The sequence below is a fragment of the Streptomyces sp. JLBG701 genome, assembly GCF_058544905.1.
On record NZ_CM178588.1, the window covers coordinates 1,139,542 to 1,156,215 of the forward strand.

At 71.0% G+C, this 16,674-nt stretch carries 16 protein-coding genes; 5 read left to right on the forward strand and 11 right to left on the reverse strand.

Going from position 1 to position 16,674, the window contains the following annotated elements:
* Positions 1-11 precede the first annotated feature (11 nt).
* The 10 genes from AC5DRG_RS05265 to AC5DRG_RS05310 form a co-directional block, all read right to left on the reverse strand.
* The gene (locus tag AC5DRG_RS05265) at positions 12-1,088 is read right to left on the reverse strand and encodes an MSMEG_0565 family glycosyltransferase (RefSeq protein WP_491808405.1); all 1,077 of its coding nucleotides are present in this window, start codon (positions 1,086-1,088) and stop codon (positions 12-14) included.
* Complete coding sequence (locus AC5DRG_RS05270; RefSeq protein ID WP_491808406.1) at positions 1,085-1,921, reverse strand: carbon-nitrogen hydrolase family protein; 837 nt, start codon at positions 1,919-1,921, stop codon at positions 1,085-1,087. The genes AC5DRG_RS05265 and AC5DRG_RS05270 overlap by 4 nt, the downstream gene beginning before the upstream one ends.
* Positions 1,918-2,766 (reverse strand): carbon-nitrogen hydrolase family protein, encoded by an 849-nt coding sequence (locus tag AC5DRG_RS05275; RefSeq protein WP_491808407.1) that lies wholly within the window; start codon positions 2,764-2,766, stop codon positions 1,918-1,920. Before AC5DRG_RS05275 ends, AC5DRG_RS05270 begins: the two co-directional genes overlap by 4 nt.
* A complete protein-coding gene (locus AC5DRG_RS05280) occupies positions 2,763-4,256 on the reverse strand; it encodes an MSMEG_0567/sll0787 family protein (protein ID WP_491808408.1) in 1,494 nt (497 codons plus the stop codon). The genes AC5DRG_RS05275 and AC5DRG_RS05280 overlap by 4 nt, the downstream gene beginning before the upstream one ends.
* Entirely contained in the window at positions 4,226-5,317 is a 1,092-nt protein-coding gene (locus AC5DRG_RS05285) for an MSMEG_0568 family radical SAM protein (protein WP_491808409.1), read from the reverse strand. Before AC5DRG_RS05285 ends, AC5DRG_RS05280 begins: the two co-directional genes overlap by 31 nt.
* A 10-nt stretch (positions 5,318-5,327) precedes the next feature.
* Positions 5,328-5,849 carry an MSMEG_0572/Sll0783 family nitrogen starvation response protein gene (locus AC5DRG_RS05290; protein WP_491808410.1) on the reverse strand — a complete coding sequence of 174 codons (522 nt, stop codon included), beginning with the start codon at positions 5,847-5,849 and terminating at the stop codon, positions 5,328-5,330.
* A gap of 47 nt (positions 5,850-5,896) precedes the next feature.
* Positions 5,897-6,712, reverse strand: coding sequence for an amidohydrolase family protein (locus AC5DRG_RS05295; RefSeq protein WP_491808411.1), 816 nt, complete (start codon positions 6,710-6,712; stop codon positions 5,897-5,899).
* Between the two features lie 11 nt (positions 6,713-6,723).
* On the reverse strand, positions 6,724-8,055 hold the full coding sequence (locus tag AC5DRG_RS05300; RefSeq protein ID WP_491808412.1) for an MSMEG_0569 family flavin-dependent oxidoreductase: 1,332 nt from the start codon (positions 8,053-8,055) through the stop codon (positions 6,724-6,726).
* Entirely contained in the window at positions 8,052-8,357 is a 306-nt protein-coding gene (locus AC5DRG_RS05305; protein WP_491808414.1) for an MSMEG_0570 family nitrogen starvation response protein, read from the reverse strand. The genes AC5DRG_RS05300 and AC5DRG_RS05305 overlap by 4 nt, the downstream gene beginning before the upstream one ends.
* A 228-nt stretch (positions 8,358-8,585) precedes the next feature.
* Positions 8,586-10,388, reverse strand: coding sequence for a helix-turn-helix domain-containing protein (locus AC5DRG_RS05310; protein ID WP_491808415.1), 1,803 nt, complete (start codon positions 10,386-10,388; stop codon positions 8,586-8,588).
* Between the two features lie 135 nt (positions 10,389-10,523).
* On the opposite strand from AC5DRG_RS05310, the gene AC5DRG_RS05315 reads away from it, so the two are divergent.
* Genes AC5DRG_RS05315 through AC5DRG_RS05335 form a run of 5 tightly spaced genes read left to right on the forward strand, consistent with a single transcriptional unit; the run spans position 10,524 to position 15,107 of the window.
* Positions 10,524-11,327 (forward strand): class II aldolase/adducin family protein, encoded by an 804-nt coding sequence (locus AC5DRG_RS05315; protein WP_491808416.1) that lies wholly within the window; start codon positions 10,524-10,526, stop codon positions 11,325-11,327.
* An 8-nt stretch (positions 11,328-11,335) separates the two neighbouring features.
* Positions 11,336-12,418 (forward strand): enolase C-terminal domain-like protein, encoded by a 1,083-nt coding sequence (locus tag AC5DRG_RS05320; protein WP_491808417.1) that lies wholly within the window; start codon positions 11,336-11,338, stop codon positions 12,416-12,418.
* A 56-nt stretch (positions 12,419-12,474) separates the two neighbouring features.
* Positions 12,475-13,491 carry a carbon-nitrogen hydrolase family protein gene (locus AC5DRG_RS05325; protein ID WP_491808419.1) on the forward strand — a complete coding sequence of 339 codons (1,017 nt, stop codon included), beginning with the start codon at positions 12,475-12,477 and terminating at the stop codon, positions 13,489-13,491.
* A 47-nt stretch (positions 13,492-13,538) separates the two neighbouring features.
* The gene (locus tag AC5DRG_RS05330) at positions 13,539-14,078 is read left to right on the forward strand and encodes a YbhB/YbcL family Raf kinase inhibitor-like protein (RefSeq protein ID WP_491808420.1); all 540 of its coding nucleotides are present in this window, start codon (positions 13,539-13,541) and stop codon (positions 14,076-14,078) included.
* A gap of 45 nt (positions 14,079-14,123) precedes the next feature.
* The gene (locus AC5DRG_RS05335) at positions 14,124-15,107 is read left to right on the forward strand and encodes a Dyp-type peroxidase (protein WP_491808421.1); all 984 of its coding nucleotides are present in this window, start codon (positions 14,124-14,126) and stop codon (positions 15,105-15,107) included.
* Between the two features lie 289 nt (positions 15,108-15,396).
* Here AC5DRG_RS05335 and AC5DRG_RS05340 read toward each other — a convergent pair whose 3' ends face one another.
* Entirely contained in the window at positions 15,397-16,617 is a 1,221-nt protein-coding gene (locus AC5DRG_RS05340; RefSeq protein ID WP_491808422.1) for an acyl-CoA dehydrogenase family protein, read from the reverse strand.
* Positions 16,618-16,674 lie beyond the last annotated feature (57 nt).

Below are 16,674 nucleotides of genomic sequence, written 5' to 3' on the forward strand. Positions count from 1 at the left end.
TGCGGGAGCGCTCAGTTCAGGGAGCGGTAGAAGTCCAGGTGGCGTTGCGCGGCGGTGTCCCAGGTGTGGTGGGCCGCCAGTTCGCGGCCGGCGGCCTGCCGGGCCGGGTCCTGCTGCGTGAGGGCTCGGCCGAGTTCGTCGGCCAGGTCTTCCGGGGTGGCGCCGAAGCGGGCGGCGCCACCGAACACCTCCCGCAGCACCGGCAGATCACGGACGATCAGCGGGACACCCGCGGCCAGCGCCTCCATCGCGGCGAGCCCGAAGCCCTCCTTGACCGACGGGAACGCGAAGGCGTCGGCAGCGGCGACCAGCGACGGCAGCTCCTCCTCGGCGACCTGGCCCAGGACGAGCGGTTCGACGCCGAGTTCGGCCGCCCGGGTCTCCCAGCGGGCGCGGTAGTCGCGGTAGTCGAAGAGGGTCTCGCCTCCCGCGATGACCAGCCGCACGTCGGGGTGGGCGGTGCGCAGCAGGGCGTACGCCTCCAGCAGGTCCAGTGATCCCTTGCGCGGTTCGATGCCGCCGACGGTGAGGACGTAGCGGCCCAGACGGGAGCGCCAACTCGCCCGCGAGGCCGGGTCGGTGGTCGCGAAGCGCTCGTAGGCCACGCCGTTGGGGATCACCTCGGCCTTGATGCCCCAGCCGACGGCGAGTTCGGCGGCGACCGACCGTGAGACGCACAGGTGCGCGTAGGGCTCGACGAGGGCCCGTTCGTGGCAGGCGGCCAGCTCGGGGGTGGTGAACTGGTCGAGGTGGTGGACGGTGCGGACGCAGGGGCCCGCCGCGTTGGCGCTGATGCAGTCCTGGGCGTGGACGATGTCGTACGGGGCGGGGTCGAAGGCGTCGCGGAGGGTGGCGATCGAGCGGAGGATGCGCTCGCCGACGCTCTCGCCCTGCGGTCCGTCGGGGAACGGCACGATCCGCGTGTTCACCGCCGGGTCGACCTCCCGGAAGAAGCCCAAGTCGCCGCCGCGGCCCAGCGTCCACACCGTCACGTCCTGCCCGGCGGCGGCGAGGGCCTCGGCGAGGGCGAGGGTGTGGACGACGCCGCCGCGGGGCTTGGTGGAGTAGCTGAGCAGGGCGATCTTCACGACTCGGTCTCCCGGTAGGCGGCGGGGCGGCGCTCGTCCAGGTGGCGGAGGATGCGGCGGGCGCGGTCGATCTCGGCGGCGACGTCTATCTCCGCGACCGCCAAGCCCGCCTTGGCCCAGGTGCGGGCGAGGATGTCGCCGCCGGGGCCGACGACCTTGGACTGGCCCAGGAAGCGCATGCCGCCCATCGCGCCGGTCTGGTTGGAGGAGGCGAGGACGACCTGGTTCTCGGCGGCGCGGGCCTGGTCGTAGAGGTCGAAGAGCTTGGCCTGGCGGTCCTGGGCCATGCGGGGGGCGCGGTTGGTGATGCTGGTGGGCCAGGCGGACAGACAGGCGAGGATCTCGGCGCCGTCCAGGGCCAGTGAACGCGCCGACTCCGGGAACGTCTTGTCGTAGTCGATGAGCATCCCGATCCGGCCGACCGGCGTGTCGAAGGCGTCGAAGCGGTCGCCCGGCACGTACGCGGCCGTCTCCCCGGCCGGGAGGTGGACCTTGCGGTGGCGGCCCAGAACGCCGTCGCCGCTGACGCACACCGCCGCGTTGTAGCGTTCGTCGCCGCCGTCCTCGCAGTAGCCGACGCACACCACCATCTCGGCGGCCAGGCGGGCGACTTGGAGGATCAGCGGGTCGTCCGGCTTGAGGGCCGGGGGCAGCGCCTCGGGGTCGGGGTGGCGCAGGTCGGCGAGGTAGCCGCCGAGCGCGGCGTCGGGCAGGACGAGCAGTCCGGCGCCGGACGCCCGTGCGTCGTCGACGAGTTTGGCGATGCGGGCCAGGTCGAACTCCAGGTCGCGGCCGAAGTGGGCGGCGGCGGCCGCGATCCGGATGCTGCTCATGCGGTGACTGCTCCTGCGTGCGTGTAGGTTTCCGGGCGCCGGTCGCGCAGGTGTCCCATCGAGCGGCGGGCGGTCTCCAGGGCCTGGGCGACGTCGAGTTCGGCGATCGCCAGGCCGGCTTCGACACCGGTGTCGGCGAGGATCTCGCCGCCGGGGTCGACGACCTTGGCGCTGCCGACGAAGCGTAGCGACCCGAAGGTACCCGCCTGGTTCGCGGAGAGCCACACGATCTGGTTCTCCAGGGCGCGGGCCCGGTCGAACAGGTCGAAGCGGCGCTTCCAGCGGTCGTTGACGAGATCGGTCACGGCGTTCGTCCGTGCGCCCGGCCAGGCCGAGACGACCACGCCGATCTCGGCGCCGTCGAGGGCCAGTGCGCGGGCCGACTCCGGGAACGCCTTGTCGTAGCAGATCATCATGCCGATCCGGCCGACCGGGGTGTCGAAGGCGTGGAAGCGGTCGCCGGAGGCGTAGCTGGCGTCCTCGCTGAGTGGCTGGTGGACCTTGCGGTGGTTGCCGAGAACGCCATCACCGTTGACGCAGACGACGCTGTTGTAGCGCGCCTCTCCGGCGGCCTCGCAGTATCCGGCGACGACCGTCAACTCGCCTGCCAGGGCGGCGAGTCGGCGGATCTCGGGGCCGTCGAGGGCGAGTGCGGGCGGGCCCTCGTCCAGTTCGCTGTCGTCGTCGAGGCTGAGCAGGTAGCCCCCCAGGCAGGCCTCCGGCAGGGCGAGGAGCTGTACGCCCTGTTCCCTGGCCTCCTTGATCAGCCGCTCGGCGGTGGCGAAGTCCTCTTCGAGGTCGCGGCCGAACTCGGCGGCGACAGCCGCCATACGCAGGGTGCTCATGCGGTCCCCATCCCGGTCACCGTGGCGGCGACCGCTTCTGTGATCTCTCCGTCGGGCCAGCGCAGCCCGACGCCTTGTCCCTCGGTCAGCTCTCCGCACACGGCGCCCGTCGCGGGCCCGGCGGGCAGGGGCGGCGCGCCCGGCGCGTCGGCGGTGAGCATCGCGAAGCCGGGGAAACACGTGAACCAGTCGCCCGCCGTCGCGGTCCTCGGCCGGGGCACGGCGGCCACGTCGAGGACGGCCCCGCAGCCGCTCGCCTCGGCGAGCATGCCGAGGGTGCCGGCGATCCCCGCCATCGAGACGTCCTTGGCGGCGGCGGGTCGCGCGGCGGCCACCGCGCCGGTCATGGCGCGCAGTTCGTCCGTACGACGATGGGTGGACGAATCCCACTGGCGGCCCCGGTAGCCCGCGCGCCAGCTCCCGCCGAGGTCCGCCGTCAGCCGTACGGCATGTCCCAGACGCCCGCCGCCGCCCGGGACCGGGTGGTCCGTGCGGCCGAGGGCGGTCACCGACAGGGCGGCGGGTACGCCCAGTTGGGTGTGGCCACCGAGGACCGGCACCCCGTACGCCCGTGCCGCCCGCCCCAGTCCGGCGAGGATCCGCGCGGCGTGTGCGGCGTCCTTCGCGCCCACGGCGTCGAGCAGCCCGACCGGTGAAGCGCCCATCGCGGCAAGGTCGTTGACGTTCACGAGGACCGCACACCAGCCCGCCCACTCGGGATCCCGCTCGACCATCGACGGCACGATCGCGTCACAGGCGGCGATCACATCCGTACCGGGCACCGGCGCCCCGTCGTCGCCCACGAAGCCGCCGCCGAGCACACCCGGGGTGCCGGGAACGGCCGTGGGAAGGGCCGCGAGGAGCGGCCCGAGGGGCGACTTGGTGGCCGCGACGAGAGCCGCGATCCGCCCGATGGGCCACCGCATGAGCACATGCGGCGCGTCCGCGACCGTCGTTCCACGCACCGAGTGCCAGCCGAGCCGCCTGAAGAGGACTTCGTTGCGGGCCTGGACGGTCGCGTCGAAGCGCAGCACGCCCTCGGCCTCCGCCCGCGCGCAGGCCGCCCGGACGAGTGCGGCCCCGATGCCCTGCGGGCCACGGGCGCCGGGTGCGACGACGAGCCGGCCACCGGCCCACCAGCCGATGTCGGGGCCGTCGGTGACAGGACCGAGTCGTACTCCGCCGACGACGGTCCCCGCGTCGTCCCTGGCGACCAGCACGAGCGTACGGGCGTCGGCGTCTCGCTCGTCGAGGTCGTGGCCGGTGAAGAGGCCCTGTTCGTGGACGAAGGCGTCCCGGCGCAGTCGGTGATAGGCGGCCAACTCGGCTTTGTCGGCGGCCTGTTCGATGTGGAACGCGGGCCGGCGGGCGAGCGTGCTGCGGTCGCCGAGCAGCGCGAGGATGTCGACCGGCCCGTCCGCCATGGGCGGTGCCGTGGAGCCGTCGAGGTACACGGAGATCACCCGCCCGCCGTCTTCAGCACGCTGCACGCCCCGCAGGCCGCGCAGCCGGCCTTCTGGTCGGCACCGCTCATCCCGGCGGCGCGCAGCTTGGCCGCGACGCCCTCGGTGACGTACGTGAGGAGTTGGGCACTGGGGGCCGCGACCCCGTCACGGGCCGCGAGCGTGCCGCCCATCGGGCGGAAGGGGACGACGAAGGGGTACACGCCCCGGGCGATCAACTCCCCCGCCCCCGCGATGAGTTCGTCGGGATCCTCGCCGAGGCCGACGAGCAGGTACGTGGAGACCCGGTTGGGCCCGAAGACACGTACCGCCTCGTCCCACGCGGCCTCGTACTCGGCCATCGGGACACTCGACTTGCCGGGCATCCAGCGCCGCCGCACCTCGTCGTCGAGAGACTCGACGTGGATGCCGATGGCGGTGGCCCCCGCGTCGTACAACTCCCGTATCCACACCAGGTCTCCGGGCGGTTCGCACTGCACCTGGATCGGCAGTCCGGGCACGGCTTCGAGAACGGCGCGGACGGAGCGTACGAGATTGCGGGCGCCCCGGTCGGGTCCGGTCGTCGTGCCGGTGGTCATCACCATCTGCTTGACGCCGTCGAGTCGTACGGCGGCTTCGGCGACCTCGGCGAGCTGCGCCGGTGTCTTGGCGGCCACCGTCGCGCCGGAGCGCAACGACTCCTCGATGGTGCAGAAGCGGCAGCGGTCGGACTCGGCGTAGCGGATGCAGGTCTGGACGACGGTGGTGGCGAGGACGTCGGCGCCGTGCAGGCGGGCGAGCTGCTCGTAACGGGTGCCGTCGGCGGTCGTCAGGTCGTAGAACTTCGGTCGGTGTACGGCGGTCAGGCTCAACCCTGTGTCGTCCTCGCCGAGCCACACCTTGCCGTCGCGTACGGAGTAGGGGCTGTCGGGGTTGGTGGGCAGCGCGGCATTGGCACCGTCGACCAGGACGTGTCCGTCGTCGCTCGGCCCCGCACCGTCGGGCCGCCGCACGGGAGCCGCCAACTGGACTCCGTGCAGGGCGAGTTCGGCGCGGGTCATGATCCGCACATCCACCGCCGTACTGGTCGTACCGGTGCCAACGCTCACGGTGTCCCCCTTACAGCTGGTAGGTGGAGTTGATGATGGCGCCCTTGCGCGCGTAGTGGATCAGCGCGTCCTGGACGTCCAGGGGGTGGGTCGGGATGACGCCCTCGATGAGGTCCTCCTCGCGGGCACCGTGCAGCGACAGCCCGAAGCGGCAGCAGAAGACCTTGCCGCCCTCGGCGAGGAACGTCTTGAGCTGGTTGTTGATGTTGTGCTCGCCGGGGAAGGCGGAGTTGCCGACGGTCGGGAATCCGCGTGTGGCAAGGCAGTTGAGGGAGCCGGGGCCGTAGAAGTAGATGGCGGTCTCGAAGCCCTTGCGCAGGGCGCGGGTGGCCTGGAGGACGGCGACGAAGGACACGGACGACTCGTGGGCGATGCCGTGGACGAGGGTGAAGTAGGTCTCGCCGTCCTCGGCCTTGTAGTCGGGGAAGACCTTGGTGGAGCCGTAGATGCTGGTGCCCTCGGGGAGGGAGGGGTGGGGGATCTCGTTGAGGGACTTCTGCTCGATCTCGGAGAGTTCGACGGTTTCGGACATGGCTGTCTCCTTGTGCGAGGGGCTGGTTGAGGCTGGAGTTGGGGAGGTCAGTCGTAGAGCGTGGCGAAGGTGTCCCGGAAGACGAGATCGCCGAGTTCGCCGCCACCGGTCGCTTCGGCGAGGCGGGCGTACTCGCCCGTGAAGTCGCCCCACGGCTGGTCGCTGGCGAAGAGCACGCGGTCGTGGCCGATGCCGCGGCGCTCGATCTCCTGGGCCAGCCAGCGGGGAGTGAAGCCGATGGCCCAGGAGAGGTCGGTGTAGACGCGCTTGCCGGATTCGATCCAGTCGAAGAATCGCGAGCCGACGAGCTTGATGTGGCCGCTCATTCCGCCGCCGAAGTGCACGAGATGGACCGGCACTCGGTCGGCGTACCAGTCGACGAGGTGGCCGACCTCGTCGATGTCGGAGGCGGCGCCCGGGGAGGTGTGGACGTGGACCACCAGGTTGTTGCGCTCGGCTTCACGGAAGATCCGGTCCAGCATCGGACGGCAGGCCGGATCGGTGGGGCGTCCGCCCAGCAGGAAGCTGAGCTTGAGCGCCTTCACGCCCCGTTCGCCGGCGAGGGCGAGGGCCTGGGTGGTGCGGTGCTCGTCCTCGGGGCGCGGGGAGACCCACAGGCCGGCCCGGATCCGGTCGTCGCTCTGGGCCGCCTCGATCGCCAACTCGTTGAAGGAGAAGGCGATGGCCGGGTCGGGGACGCCGTAGTTCGGGATGACCAGGGCGCGTTCGGTGCCTTCCGCGTCCAGGTCGGCGACGAGCTGCTTGACCGTGGCACGGGCCGTGGTGTCGGGGTGGACGGGCGGGCCGCCGTAGAAGGGGTAGGCGGGCAGGACGCCGATGTGGCGGTGTGCGTCGTAGACCATTTTCTCGTTCCTCAGCCGATCGGGAGCGCGGAGGCGAGTTCGCTGGGGGCGCCGGTGAGCGTGCCGCAGACGTCGGCCATGCGGCGGGAGGCGTCGATGTGGTTCGCGAGGAACTCGGCGTCCCTGCCCACCGCTTCGAAGCGTCCGGAGCCCCATGAGTGCTGCCAGGGCAGGCCCAGGAAGTACAGGCCGGGGGTGCTGGTGGCGCCCCGCCAGTGCATGGGGTAGCCGCGGCCGTCGAAGGCGGGTATCTCGACCCACCGGTGGTCGCGGGTGAAGCCGGTCGACCAGACGACGGAGGTGATGCCGGAGGCCGCCAGGTCCAGGGAGTCCGTCTGCGCCGCCTGCGCCGCCTGCTCTGAGGGATCCCACACCGGTACGTACCGGGGCTCGTCGGGGGCCGCGATGCCCTGTGCGGTGATGTGCGCGTCGATGCTGTCCTTGATGCCCTCGGCGACGGCGTCCGCGCGGTCGAGGTTGACCTTGAGGTCGTCGGCGAACTCCAGCCGCCTGCCGTCGATGCCGGTCAGTCGGCCGTACAGCCGCATCCCGTCCCGGGCGAAGGCGCGCAGGTCGATGTCACGGCCGCCGTCCCGCCCGGTCACGTAGTGGTTGACCCGCATCCGGACGGCACCCGCGTCGTCGAAGTCGTCGATGCTCTTGCCGTAGTAGCCCATGTCGTCGAGCCAGGCCACGCAGTCCCGGCCGCGGTAGAAGCGGGCCACGCGGGGCGCGCTGCCGACGGCCAGATGGACCTGGCGTCCGGCGAGGTGGAGATCCTCGGCGATCTGGCAGCCGGACTGTCCGGTCCCGACCACCAGGACAGCGCCGTCGGGGAGTTGGTCCGCGTTGCGGTAGCGGGAGGAGTGGATCTGCTCGATGCCTTCGGGCAGCCGCTCGGCCAGTCGCGGTACGGAGGGGGTGTGGTAGGGGCCGGTGGCCACGACCACCTGGTCGGCCGTGAACTCCCCTTCACTGGTGGTCAGTTCGAAGACTCCGCCCGCGCCCCGGCGCAGTCCGGTGACGTCGACGCCTTCCACCAACGGGGGCTGGAAGTGGGCGACGTACCCCTCCAGGTACCGGATGATCTCGTCGCGGACCATGAAGCCGTCGGGGTCGTCCCCCTGGTAGGGGTAACCGGGCAGTTTGCACTGCCAGTTGGGGGTCACCAGGCAGAACGAGTCCCAGCGGCGCTCGCGCCACTCGTGGCCGACCCGGTTCCGTTCGACGACGATGTGCTCGATGCCGCGCTCGCGCAGACAGTGACTGACCGACAGACCGGCCTGACCACCGCCGACGACCGCCACCGGGTAGTGGGCCCCGGCCAGCCGCCGCGCGCTCACCGCACGCTCCCGTCGGCGTTGCTCAGTGCCTCGACGGCGACCTTCGCCCCGTCGAGGGAGGCGTACGTCGCCGCGGTCTCCTCGATCTGCGCCAGCTGGTCGGATGCCCCGGTACAGGCGAACCCGTACTTCTCGCGCACCCGGTCGCTCGCGATACCGAGCGCTGTCCGGCTCCGCTCCACGAAGTCGCCGAGCTCGTACACGCCACCGGTGGTGAGGTAGTCCTCGATCACCGTGGAAGGTGAATAGCAGCGCTGGGTCTCTCCGTCGGGCCAGCGCACATGGAAATACAGCTCAGGCATGAAATCCTCCATGCGGGGCGCCGAGGTCTTGGCACCTCGCCGCTGCTTGTGAGGACCACTTCAGCCAGCACGAATTACCGAACGACGTCATCCGGAATAAAGCGGAGTTACGTAGTCCTCACGCCAAGTGGCGTTTCGAGCACACAGAGTTGCCTCTGTGGCAAATTGAATGCGCCGAATGCCGCGCTGCCACGGATGAAGCACCTTGCCGCGTTCCCCGAGAACTCCTCAGGGCTGTTCGATCTGCCGGGCCAATTCGTGCAGATGGACCGCGAGCTGAAGCCTCAGGGCGTTGTCGGGCTGCTGCCAGTCGGACCCGAGCAGGCCGCCGACGCGCTCGATCCGTTTGAGGAGCGTGTTGGTGTGGATGTGCAGGGCGCGGGCGGTGGCGGCGAGGTTGCGGGAGTTGGCGAAGTACGCGGTGAGGGTGTCCAGGAGGTCGGTTCCGCGTTCGGCGTCGTGCGCGACGAGCCTGCCGAGGGAGTGGCCCAGGAACGCGTCGAGATCCTGATCCCGGTCCGGGTCGAACAAGATCGTGTACAGCGCGAGCCGCTCCGTGGTGGCACCGCCGTCCCGCACCCCGATCCCGCGCAGCAGCCGGCAGCAGCGGCTCGCCACGGTGACACTGGCGGCCAGTGGTTCCGCACCGGGCCGCACGGGTGCGGCACAGACGAGAGCGGGGGCGTCGAGCACGCTCCTGAGGCGCTGGTGAACGCTGTTCGCGACCTGATCGGCGTCCCGGGCACGGACCAGCGCGACGGGCACGCCGAGGTGCTCACCCGCGAGGCCGTCGTACTCCTCCGCGAGACCGTGCAGCAGGCGGGTGGTGTCGCCGAGCCGGTCCTCCGCCGCGTCCACCACCAGGACGGTGTCGAGCCGCTCGGGCTCGATGTGTCGCGCGCGGGCACGCAAGGCGAGCTCGGTGGAGAACGGGCGTGGGGCGGTGAGGAGTTGGGTGAGGAGTTCACCCCGTACGCGTTCCTCGGCCCGTACGACCGCGTCCTGGGTCAGGGTCAGCAGGGCCGTGGTCTGCGCGGCGCGCTCCAGGGTGCGCGCCTCGACCGGGTTCGGGTCGCTGTGGCGTGACAGGACCAGGGCACCCATGTGGGTCGCACCGACGACGACCGCGGCCACGGTGTGGCGCAGGGTGTCGCCGCGTTCGACGGTGACGCAGCGGCCGGACCTGCGACTCTCCTCGATGCCCTGGACGATGACCGCGGCCATGCGCGGGGCTGCGGTGAGGACGGCCCGCTCGCGCACCTGCGTCTCGTCCTCGTCGGCGGGCTGCCCGCGCGCGACCAGCACGCGCTGGGCGTGATCCAGGACGAGGACTGCGCCGCCCAGGGTGTCCACTACGAGGTCCGCGACCGCGCCCACGTCACCGCCGGCCAGCACCAGGCGGGTGAGCGCCTCGTGGACGGCTTCGGCCTCCTCGATCGTCGCGTACGCCGTTTCCAGGGCTTGCAGCGCGCGCCGGCTCTCGTCGTACAGCCGGGCGTTCTCCAGCGCCACCGCGGCATGGTCCCCGAAGGCGGTCAGCAGGGCCACGTCGTCCCGGACGAACGGCCGCTCCTGCCGGTTCGCCGCGATCAGCGTGCCGAGGAACCGGCCGCCCGCGACCAGCGGCACCCCGAGCATCGACACGATGCCCTCCGCCTCGATGGCGCTGTCGACACGCGGATCGTGGACGATCTCGGTCGAGGCCAGGTAGTCGCTCTCCCAGTAGGGGGCCCGCGTGGTGGCCACGCGCCCGGCGATGCCGACGTGGGCCGGCGCGTGCACCCGCTCACCGAATCCGGGCGTCAGCGTGCCGGCCGTGGAGCGCACCCGCAGATACGTTCCGTTCTCCTCCAGTACCGCCAGATAGGCGAGGTCGGTACCGATCAGGTCGTGGGCGTGCTCGACGATGCTGGCCAGCACTTCGTCCAGGCCGCGCAGGACGGTCAAGGAGCGTGCCGTGGCGTACAGGCTGGACAGTTCGCGCTCCCGACGGCGCTGCCGTTCGAGCAGCTCGTCTTCGGTGCTGTCCATGCGATGTCCTTGGGTCCAGCCACGGCAGGGTGTGTGAATCATACGCCCGGCAGGTGACAGGAGTGGAGGATTCCCACCTCTGCCGGGCTACCGGATCGCCGTAGCGTCTCCCCCATCGCTCGGGAAGGATCGCCCATGATCACAACTCCTCGCCCGGCCACTCCCACCTGGGACCACATCGCCCTCCCCGACCCCACGGTCCGGGAGCGGGTGAGCCCGGAGGAATGGGCGGTACGAGTCGATCTGGCCGCCTGCCACCGGCTGATCGCCCGGTACGGCTGGACCGACATGATCTACAACCACATCTCCGCCCGGGTGCCCGGCACCCATGACCGGTTCCTGATCAACGCGTTCGGTCTGCTCTACGAGGAGGTCCGCGCGTCGAACCTGGTCACGGTGGACCTCGCGGGCAACGTCCTGGACGGCCCCGAGTCCGGCGCCAATCCGGCCGGCTTCATCATCCACTCCGCCATCCACCAGGCCCGCCCCGAGGTGGCGTGTGTGCTGCACACCCACAGCAAGGCCGGTTCCGCGGTGGCGGCCCAGCCCCGCGGCCTGCTCGACATCAGCCAGCACGCCATGCGGTTCCACGGCCGGCTGGCCTACCACGACTTCGGCGGCATCGTGCTGGACGAGGCGATGCAGGACAAGCTGCTCGGCGACCTCGGCGACAAGCGGGCCCTGATCCTGCGCAACCACGGCCTGCTCACCACCGGCGAGGACGTCCGCTCGGCGTTCGAGGACCTCTACTACCTCGAACTGGCCTGCCAGATCCAGGTCGCCGCCCAGGCCGGCGGCGCGGTCATCGAGTGCGACGAGGAGATCGCCGAGCACACCGCCCGGCAGTTCGACACGTCCAACGAGGCCTTCATCCACGGCCGCGACTGGGCCGCCCTGCGCCGCCTGCTCGACCGCACCGACCCCTCGTACGCGGAGTGAGCCGTCCGATGGGGAGCGAACAGCTCACGGTGCGGTCGGTCCGGGCGCGCGCCGTCGACGTCCCCCTCGCCCGGCCGGTACGGACGGCGGTCGGCGACGTGCCCACGGCGCCGCTCGTCCTGATCGACGTCGACACCCACGAGGGGATCAGCGGCCGGTCGTACCTCTTCGGTTACACGGACCGGACGCTGGGCGCCCTGGTTCGCCTCGTCACGGACATCGGGCCGGAACTCACCGGGAAGTCGGTCGCTCCGGCGGAGCGCATGCGCGACTTCGACCGGCGCTTCAAACTCCTGGGGTGGCAGGGCCTGGTGGGGATGGCGGTCGGCGGCCTCGACATGGCCCTGTGGGACGCCCTCGGCCAGGCGGCGGGGCTCCCTGTCGTGACGCTGCTCGGCGGCGAGCCCAAACCCCTTCGGGCGTACGACAGTTACGGCGTCGTCGATCCGGCCGTGGACGGTCCGGTCCTGGAGAAGTCGGTGGCCCGAGGATTCCGCGGCATCAAGATCAAGCTCGCCGGCCGGACCGCGGAGGACGACGTGGCGGTCGTACGGGAGGTCCGGGCGATCATCGGCCCCGACGTGGCGCTGATGGTCGACTACAACCAGTCGCTCACTCCCACCGAGGCCCTGAAGCGGATCAACCGCCTCGCCGCGTACGACCTCACGTGGGTGGAGGAGCCGGTGCCCGCCGACGACCTGCACGGCCACGCCGCTGTCCGGCGCGCCTCGCCGGTGCCCGTGCAGACGGGTGAGAACTGGTGGTTCCCGCGCGGCATGGCGAACGCGGTCGCCGCCCGGGCCAGTGATCTCTGCATGCTGGACATCATGAAGATCGGCGGGGTGACCGGCTGGATCCATGCCATGGGCCAGGCGGACGCGGCCTCGCTCCCGCTGTCCAGCCACCTCTTCATGGAGGCGAGCGCGCACGCCCTGGTCGTGACCCCGACAGCCCACTGGCTGGAGCACCTCGACTTCGCCGGACCCCTGCTGGCCGAGCCCCTGCGGCCGGTCGACGGCACGATCACCGCCCTAGGACCCGGGCTCGGCATCACCTGGGACGAGGAAGCCGTCACGCGCTTCAGCTACTGAAGCTGTTGAAGCTGCCGAGCGGCGAATTGCACACCCGATCGAATGGAGTACGAGACATGTCTTCCGTAGTGCGCGTAGCGGCCGTGCAGGCCGAACCCAAGTGGCTGGATCTCGACGCCGGAGTGGCCCACGCCGTGGACCTCATCGCCCAGGCCGCCGCCGGCGGGGCACAACTGGTGGCGTTCCCCGAGGTGTTCCTGCCCGGCTACCCGTGGTGGATCTGGCTGGACTCCCCGCTGTCGGGCATGCAGTACGTCCCCCGGTACGCGGAGAACTCCATGACCCGCGACGGAGAACACCTGGCCCGTATCGCGGCGGCCGCCGCCGAGCACGGCATCTTCGTCGTCCTCGGCTTCGCCGAACGCACCATCACCGGCAGCCTCTACATGGCCCAGGCGACCATCGACGACACCGGCCGCATCCTCGCCGTACGCCGCAAACTCAAGCCGACCCACGCCGAACGAACCGTCTTCGGCGAGGGCGACGGCAGCGACATCCAGGTCCACGAGACCAGACTCGGCCGGCTGGGCGCGCTCAACTGTGCCGAGAACATGCAGCCGTTGACCAAGTACACGATGTTCAGCAAGGGCGAGCAGATCCACGTCGCCTCCTGGCCCAGCTTCTCCGTCTACCGAGGCAAGGCGACGGCCCTCGGGCCCGAAGTGAACACCGCCGTCAGCCTGGTGTACGCCGTCGAGGGCCAGACCTTCGTCCTCGCACCCTGCGCCACGGTCGGCCAGGCCGCACAGGACCTGTTCTGCGACACCGAGGAGAAGAAGGAACTCCTGCTCCAAGGCGGCGGATTCACCCGCATCTACGGCCCCGAAGGCAGCGAACTCGCCAAGCCCCTGCCCGAGACCGAGGAGGGCATCCTCTACGCCGACCTCGACTTCGCCCTCCTCGCCATCGCCAAGAACGCCTACGACCCGGCCGGGCACTACTCCCGCCCCGACGTCTTCCGCCTCACCTTCGACCCCAGCCCGAAGGAGCGCGTCCAGTACGTCGACCGGCCCGCCGACGCGACTGTCGCCGAGCAGAAGGAGTCCGGCGCGGACATCACCCTGCCGGAATGAACGAGCCTGCCCCGCATCCCCGCACGTCCCACGAAAGGAACAACACCGTGAGCGCCAACGACCCCTTCGCCCGTCTCCCCGAGGCGGCGACCTTCACCGTCACCAGCACCACGCTGACCGACGGCGCTCCTCTCCCCACCGAGCAGTACTCCGGCCTCTTCGGTGTGCCGGGCGGCAAGGACGTCTCCCCCCAGCTGTCGTGGAGCGGCGCCCCCGAGGGCACCAAGAGCTACGCCGTGACGATGTACGACCCGGACGCCCCGACCGGCTCCGGCTTCTGGCACTGGGCCGTGGCCGACCTCCCCGTCACCGTCACCGAGCTGCCCGAGGGCGTCGGCGACGACACCGGCTCGGGCCTGCCCGAGGGTGCCTTCCAGGTGCCCAACGACGCCCGCATCGGACGCTTCATCGGCGCGGCCCCGCCGGCCGGGCACGGCCCGCACCGCTACGTCTTCGTGGTGCACGCCCTCGATGTCGAGACCATCGGCATCCCGGCCGACAGCACCCCGGCCTTCCTCGGCTTCACCATGGCCCGCCACATTCTCGGCCGCGCGGTGCTGACCGCCACCGCCGAGACCTCCGCCTGACGGAGAATCTCACCGAAGAGTTCCGCCGAGGAATGAGGAGTGTCCGTGCCCGAGCCGCAGGCTGTACTGAGCCCACTCACCGGTTCCGCCGTCTTCCTGGTCGTGACCGTCGATCCCGGTGGGGAACCGGCCGTACGGGAGCTGCTGTCCGACGTCGCCGGTCTGGTGCGGTCCGTCGGTTTCCGGATCCCGGAAGGTGAGCTGACCTGCGTCACGGGCATCGGCTCCGGCGCCTGGGAGCGGCTGTTCGCCGGGCCCCGGCCGGCCGAGCTGCATCCCTTCCGGGAGGTGGCCGGCGCCCGGCACACCGCGCCCGCCACGCCGGGGGACCTGCTGTTCCACATCAGGGCCCGGCGAGCGGACCTGTGCTTCGAGCTGGCCACGCAGCTGATGGACCGGCTGCGCGGCGCGGTCACCGTCCAGGACGAGGTGTCCGGTTTCAAGTACTTCGACGAACGCGATCTCCTCGGCTTCGTCGACGGCACCGAGAACCCCACCGGACCCGCCGCGAACACCGCCGTCGTGATCGGTGCCGCCGATCCGGAGCAGGACCCGGACTTCACCGGCGGCAGCTACGTGATCGTGCAGAAGTACCTGCACGACCTGCCGGCGTGGAACGCCCTGCCGGTCGAGGCACAGGAGCGGGCGGTCGGCCGACGCAAACTCTCCGACATCGAACTGCCCGACGACCTCAAGCCCGCCGACTCGCACGTCGCGCTCACCACGATCACCGACCCCGACGGCACCGAACGTCAGATCCTGCGCGACAACATGCCCTTCGGCGCACCCGGGCGCGGCGAGTTCGGCACGTACTTCATCGGCTACTCCAGTACCCCGTCGGTCATCGAGCGCATGCTGGAGAACATGTTCATCGGCGACCCGCCGGGCAGCCACGACCGACTGCTCGACTTCTCCACAGCGGTGACCGGCACCCTGTTCCACGTACCCACCGCCGACTTTCTCGACGACCTGCCCGCCGCCCCGGAAGCGGCTTCAGCGTCCAGTCATGGGGGCCACACGCACACGTAGCCCACTAACTATGTTGCCCCACCACATGTGCACCTGAAGTGCGGGTTTCTACGGTGTCCGGACACAACTAGGACCTGCGGATTTGCCTCCCGGGCAGCCTGAAAGTCAGCACCAGACCGGCACCGAACCGCGCCGACTCACGGCTTCACGGTCGACGTAGTCGCGAGCAGTCGACGGCCCGTCCGGCGCACAGAACCACGCGGTATACGTCCGGGCTGCGCGGCGGGACATCGCCTGAGCCGTGGATCCCGGGCGAGACGGGCCCGGAACGCCTCCCACGGCGACGCCGTCATGAGCCGTCGGCGGCACCGGTTCGCGGCTGTCGGTAGGGCCGCACCGCGCGGCGCGCAATGGCGAATCGGTGCGTCTCCGAAGGGCCGTCGTAGATCCGGAACGGCCGCACCTCCCTGAGCAGACGGGCCAGCGGGGCGTCGGCTGCCGAGATGCCGAGCGCTCCGCAGATCTGCACCGCCCGGTCCACCACCCGGTTCACCGCCTCCGCCACGAAAGTCTTCGACACGGAGGTGAGTTGCACGGCGGCGGCGGAGCCGGTGTCCAACTCCCAGGCGGTACGCAGGATCAGCGCGCGGCTCGCCTCGATGTCGATCTCGGAGTCGGCGAGCATCTGCTGGACCATGCCGAGGTCACCCAGCACCGAGCCGAACGCGGTCCGGCTGCCCGCCCGCTCCAGTGCCACCTCCTGGGCGCGGCGCGCGGCTCCCAGCCAGCGCATGCAGTGGGTCAGCCGGGCGGGACCGAGCCGGACCTGGGCGCCGTCGAAACCGCGGTCCACCGCGCCGAGCACCTGCTCCTCCCCCACCACGCACCCCTCGAAGACGATCTCGCTGTGCCCCGCGAAGAGCGACTCGTCCAGCGTCTCGATGGTCCGGACGATGCGCATGCCGGGGGTGTCGGCGTCGACCAGGAACATGGTGGCGCCACCCGGGTCGCCGGGACTGCCGGAGGTGCGGGCCATGACGATGGCGAAGCCGGCCCCGTCGGCCCCGGTGATGAACCACTTGCGGCCGTCGATGCGCCAGCCACCGGGGACCCGGGTCGCGGTGGTCCGCAAGGAGCGGGGATCGGCACCCGCCCCGGGCGCCGGTTCGGTCATGGCGAAGCAGGACCGTGTCTCGCCTGCGGCGAGCGGCCGCAGGTACTTCTGCTTCTGCTCTTCGGTGGCCACCTTCTCCAGCAGGTGCATGTTGCCCTCGTCCGGGGCCGCGCAGTTCAGCGCCAGCGGTCCGAGCAGCGAGTAGCCCGCGGCTTCGAACACCACAGCCTGTCCGCGCAGGTCGAGCCCGTGGCCGCCCCACCACGTCGGCACATGCGGAGCGAACACACCCGCCTCACGCGCACCTTTCTGCAGGGCTTGCCGCAGGGCCTCTGGAGCGTCGTGCACAGACCCACGGCACTCGCGCTCGGCCGGGATCACCACCTCGCGTACGAACTCGGCGGTGGACGCGGCGAGTTGGGCAACAGGCGGATCTACATCGAACTGGATGGGCACGGGACCTCCCGCCGACAGGCGTACGGACATCGGCGCCCGTCGCGTCCTAGAAACTGT

Excerpts from the sequence above, each read along its gene's own strand:
- AC5DRG_RS05315 (WP_491808416.1), top strand. The coding sequence starts at position 10,524 with ATGATCACAACTCCTCGCCCGGCCACTCCCACCTGGGACCACATCGCC.
- AC5DRG_RS05295 (WP_491808411.1), bottom strand. The coding sequence starts at position 6,712 with ATGGTCTACGACGCACACCGCCACATCGGCGTCCTGCCCGCCTACCCC.
- AC5DRG_RS05305 (WP_491808414.1), bottom strand. The coding sequence starts at position 8,357 with ATGCCTGAGCTGTATTTCCATGTGCGCTGGCCCGACGGAGAGACCCAG.
- AC5DRG_RS05325 (WP_491808419.1), top strand. The coding sequence starts at position 12,475 with ATGTCTTCCGTAGTGCGCGTAGCGGCCGTGCAGGCCGAACCCAAGTGG.
- AC5DRG_RS05310 (WP_491808415.1), bottom strand. The coding sequence starts at position 10,388 with ATGGACAGCACCGAAGACGAGCTGCTCGAACGGCAGCGCCGTCGGGAG.
- AC5DRG_RS05275 (WP_491808407.1), bottom strand. The coding sequence starts at position 2,766 with ATGAGCACCCTGCGTATGGCGGCTGTCGCCGCCGAGTTCGGCCGCGAC.
- AC5DRG_RS05320 (WP_491808417.1), top strand. The coding sequence starts at position 11,336 with ATGGGGAGCGAACAGCTCACGGTGCGGTCGGTCCGGGCGCGCGCCGTC.
- AC5DRG_RS05270 (WP_491808406.1), bottom strand. The coding sequence starts at position 1,921 with ATGAGCAGCATCCGGATCGCGGCCGCCGCCGCCCACTTCGGCCGCGAC.
- AC5DRG_RS05290 (WP_491808410.1), bottom strand. The coding sequence starts at position 5,849 with ATGTCCGAAACCGTCGAACTCTCCGAGATCGAGCAGAAGTCCCTCAAC.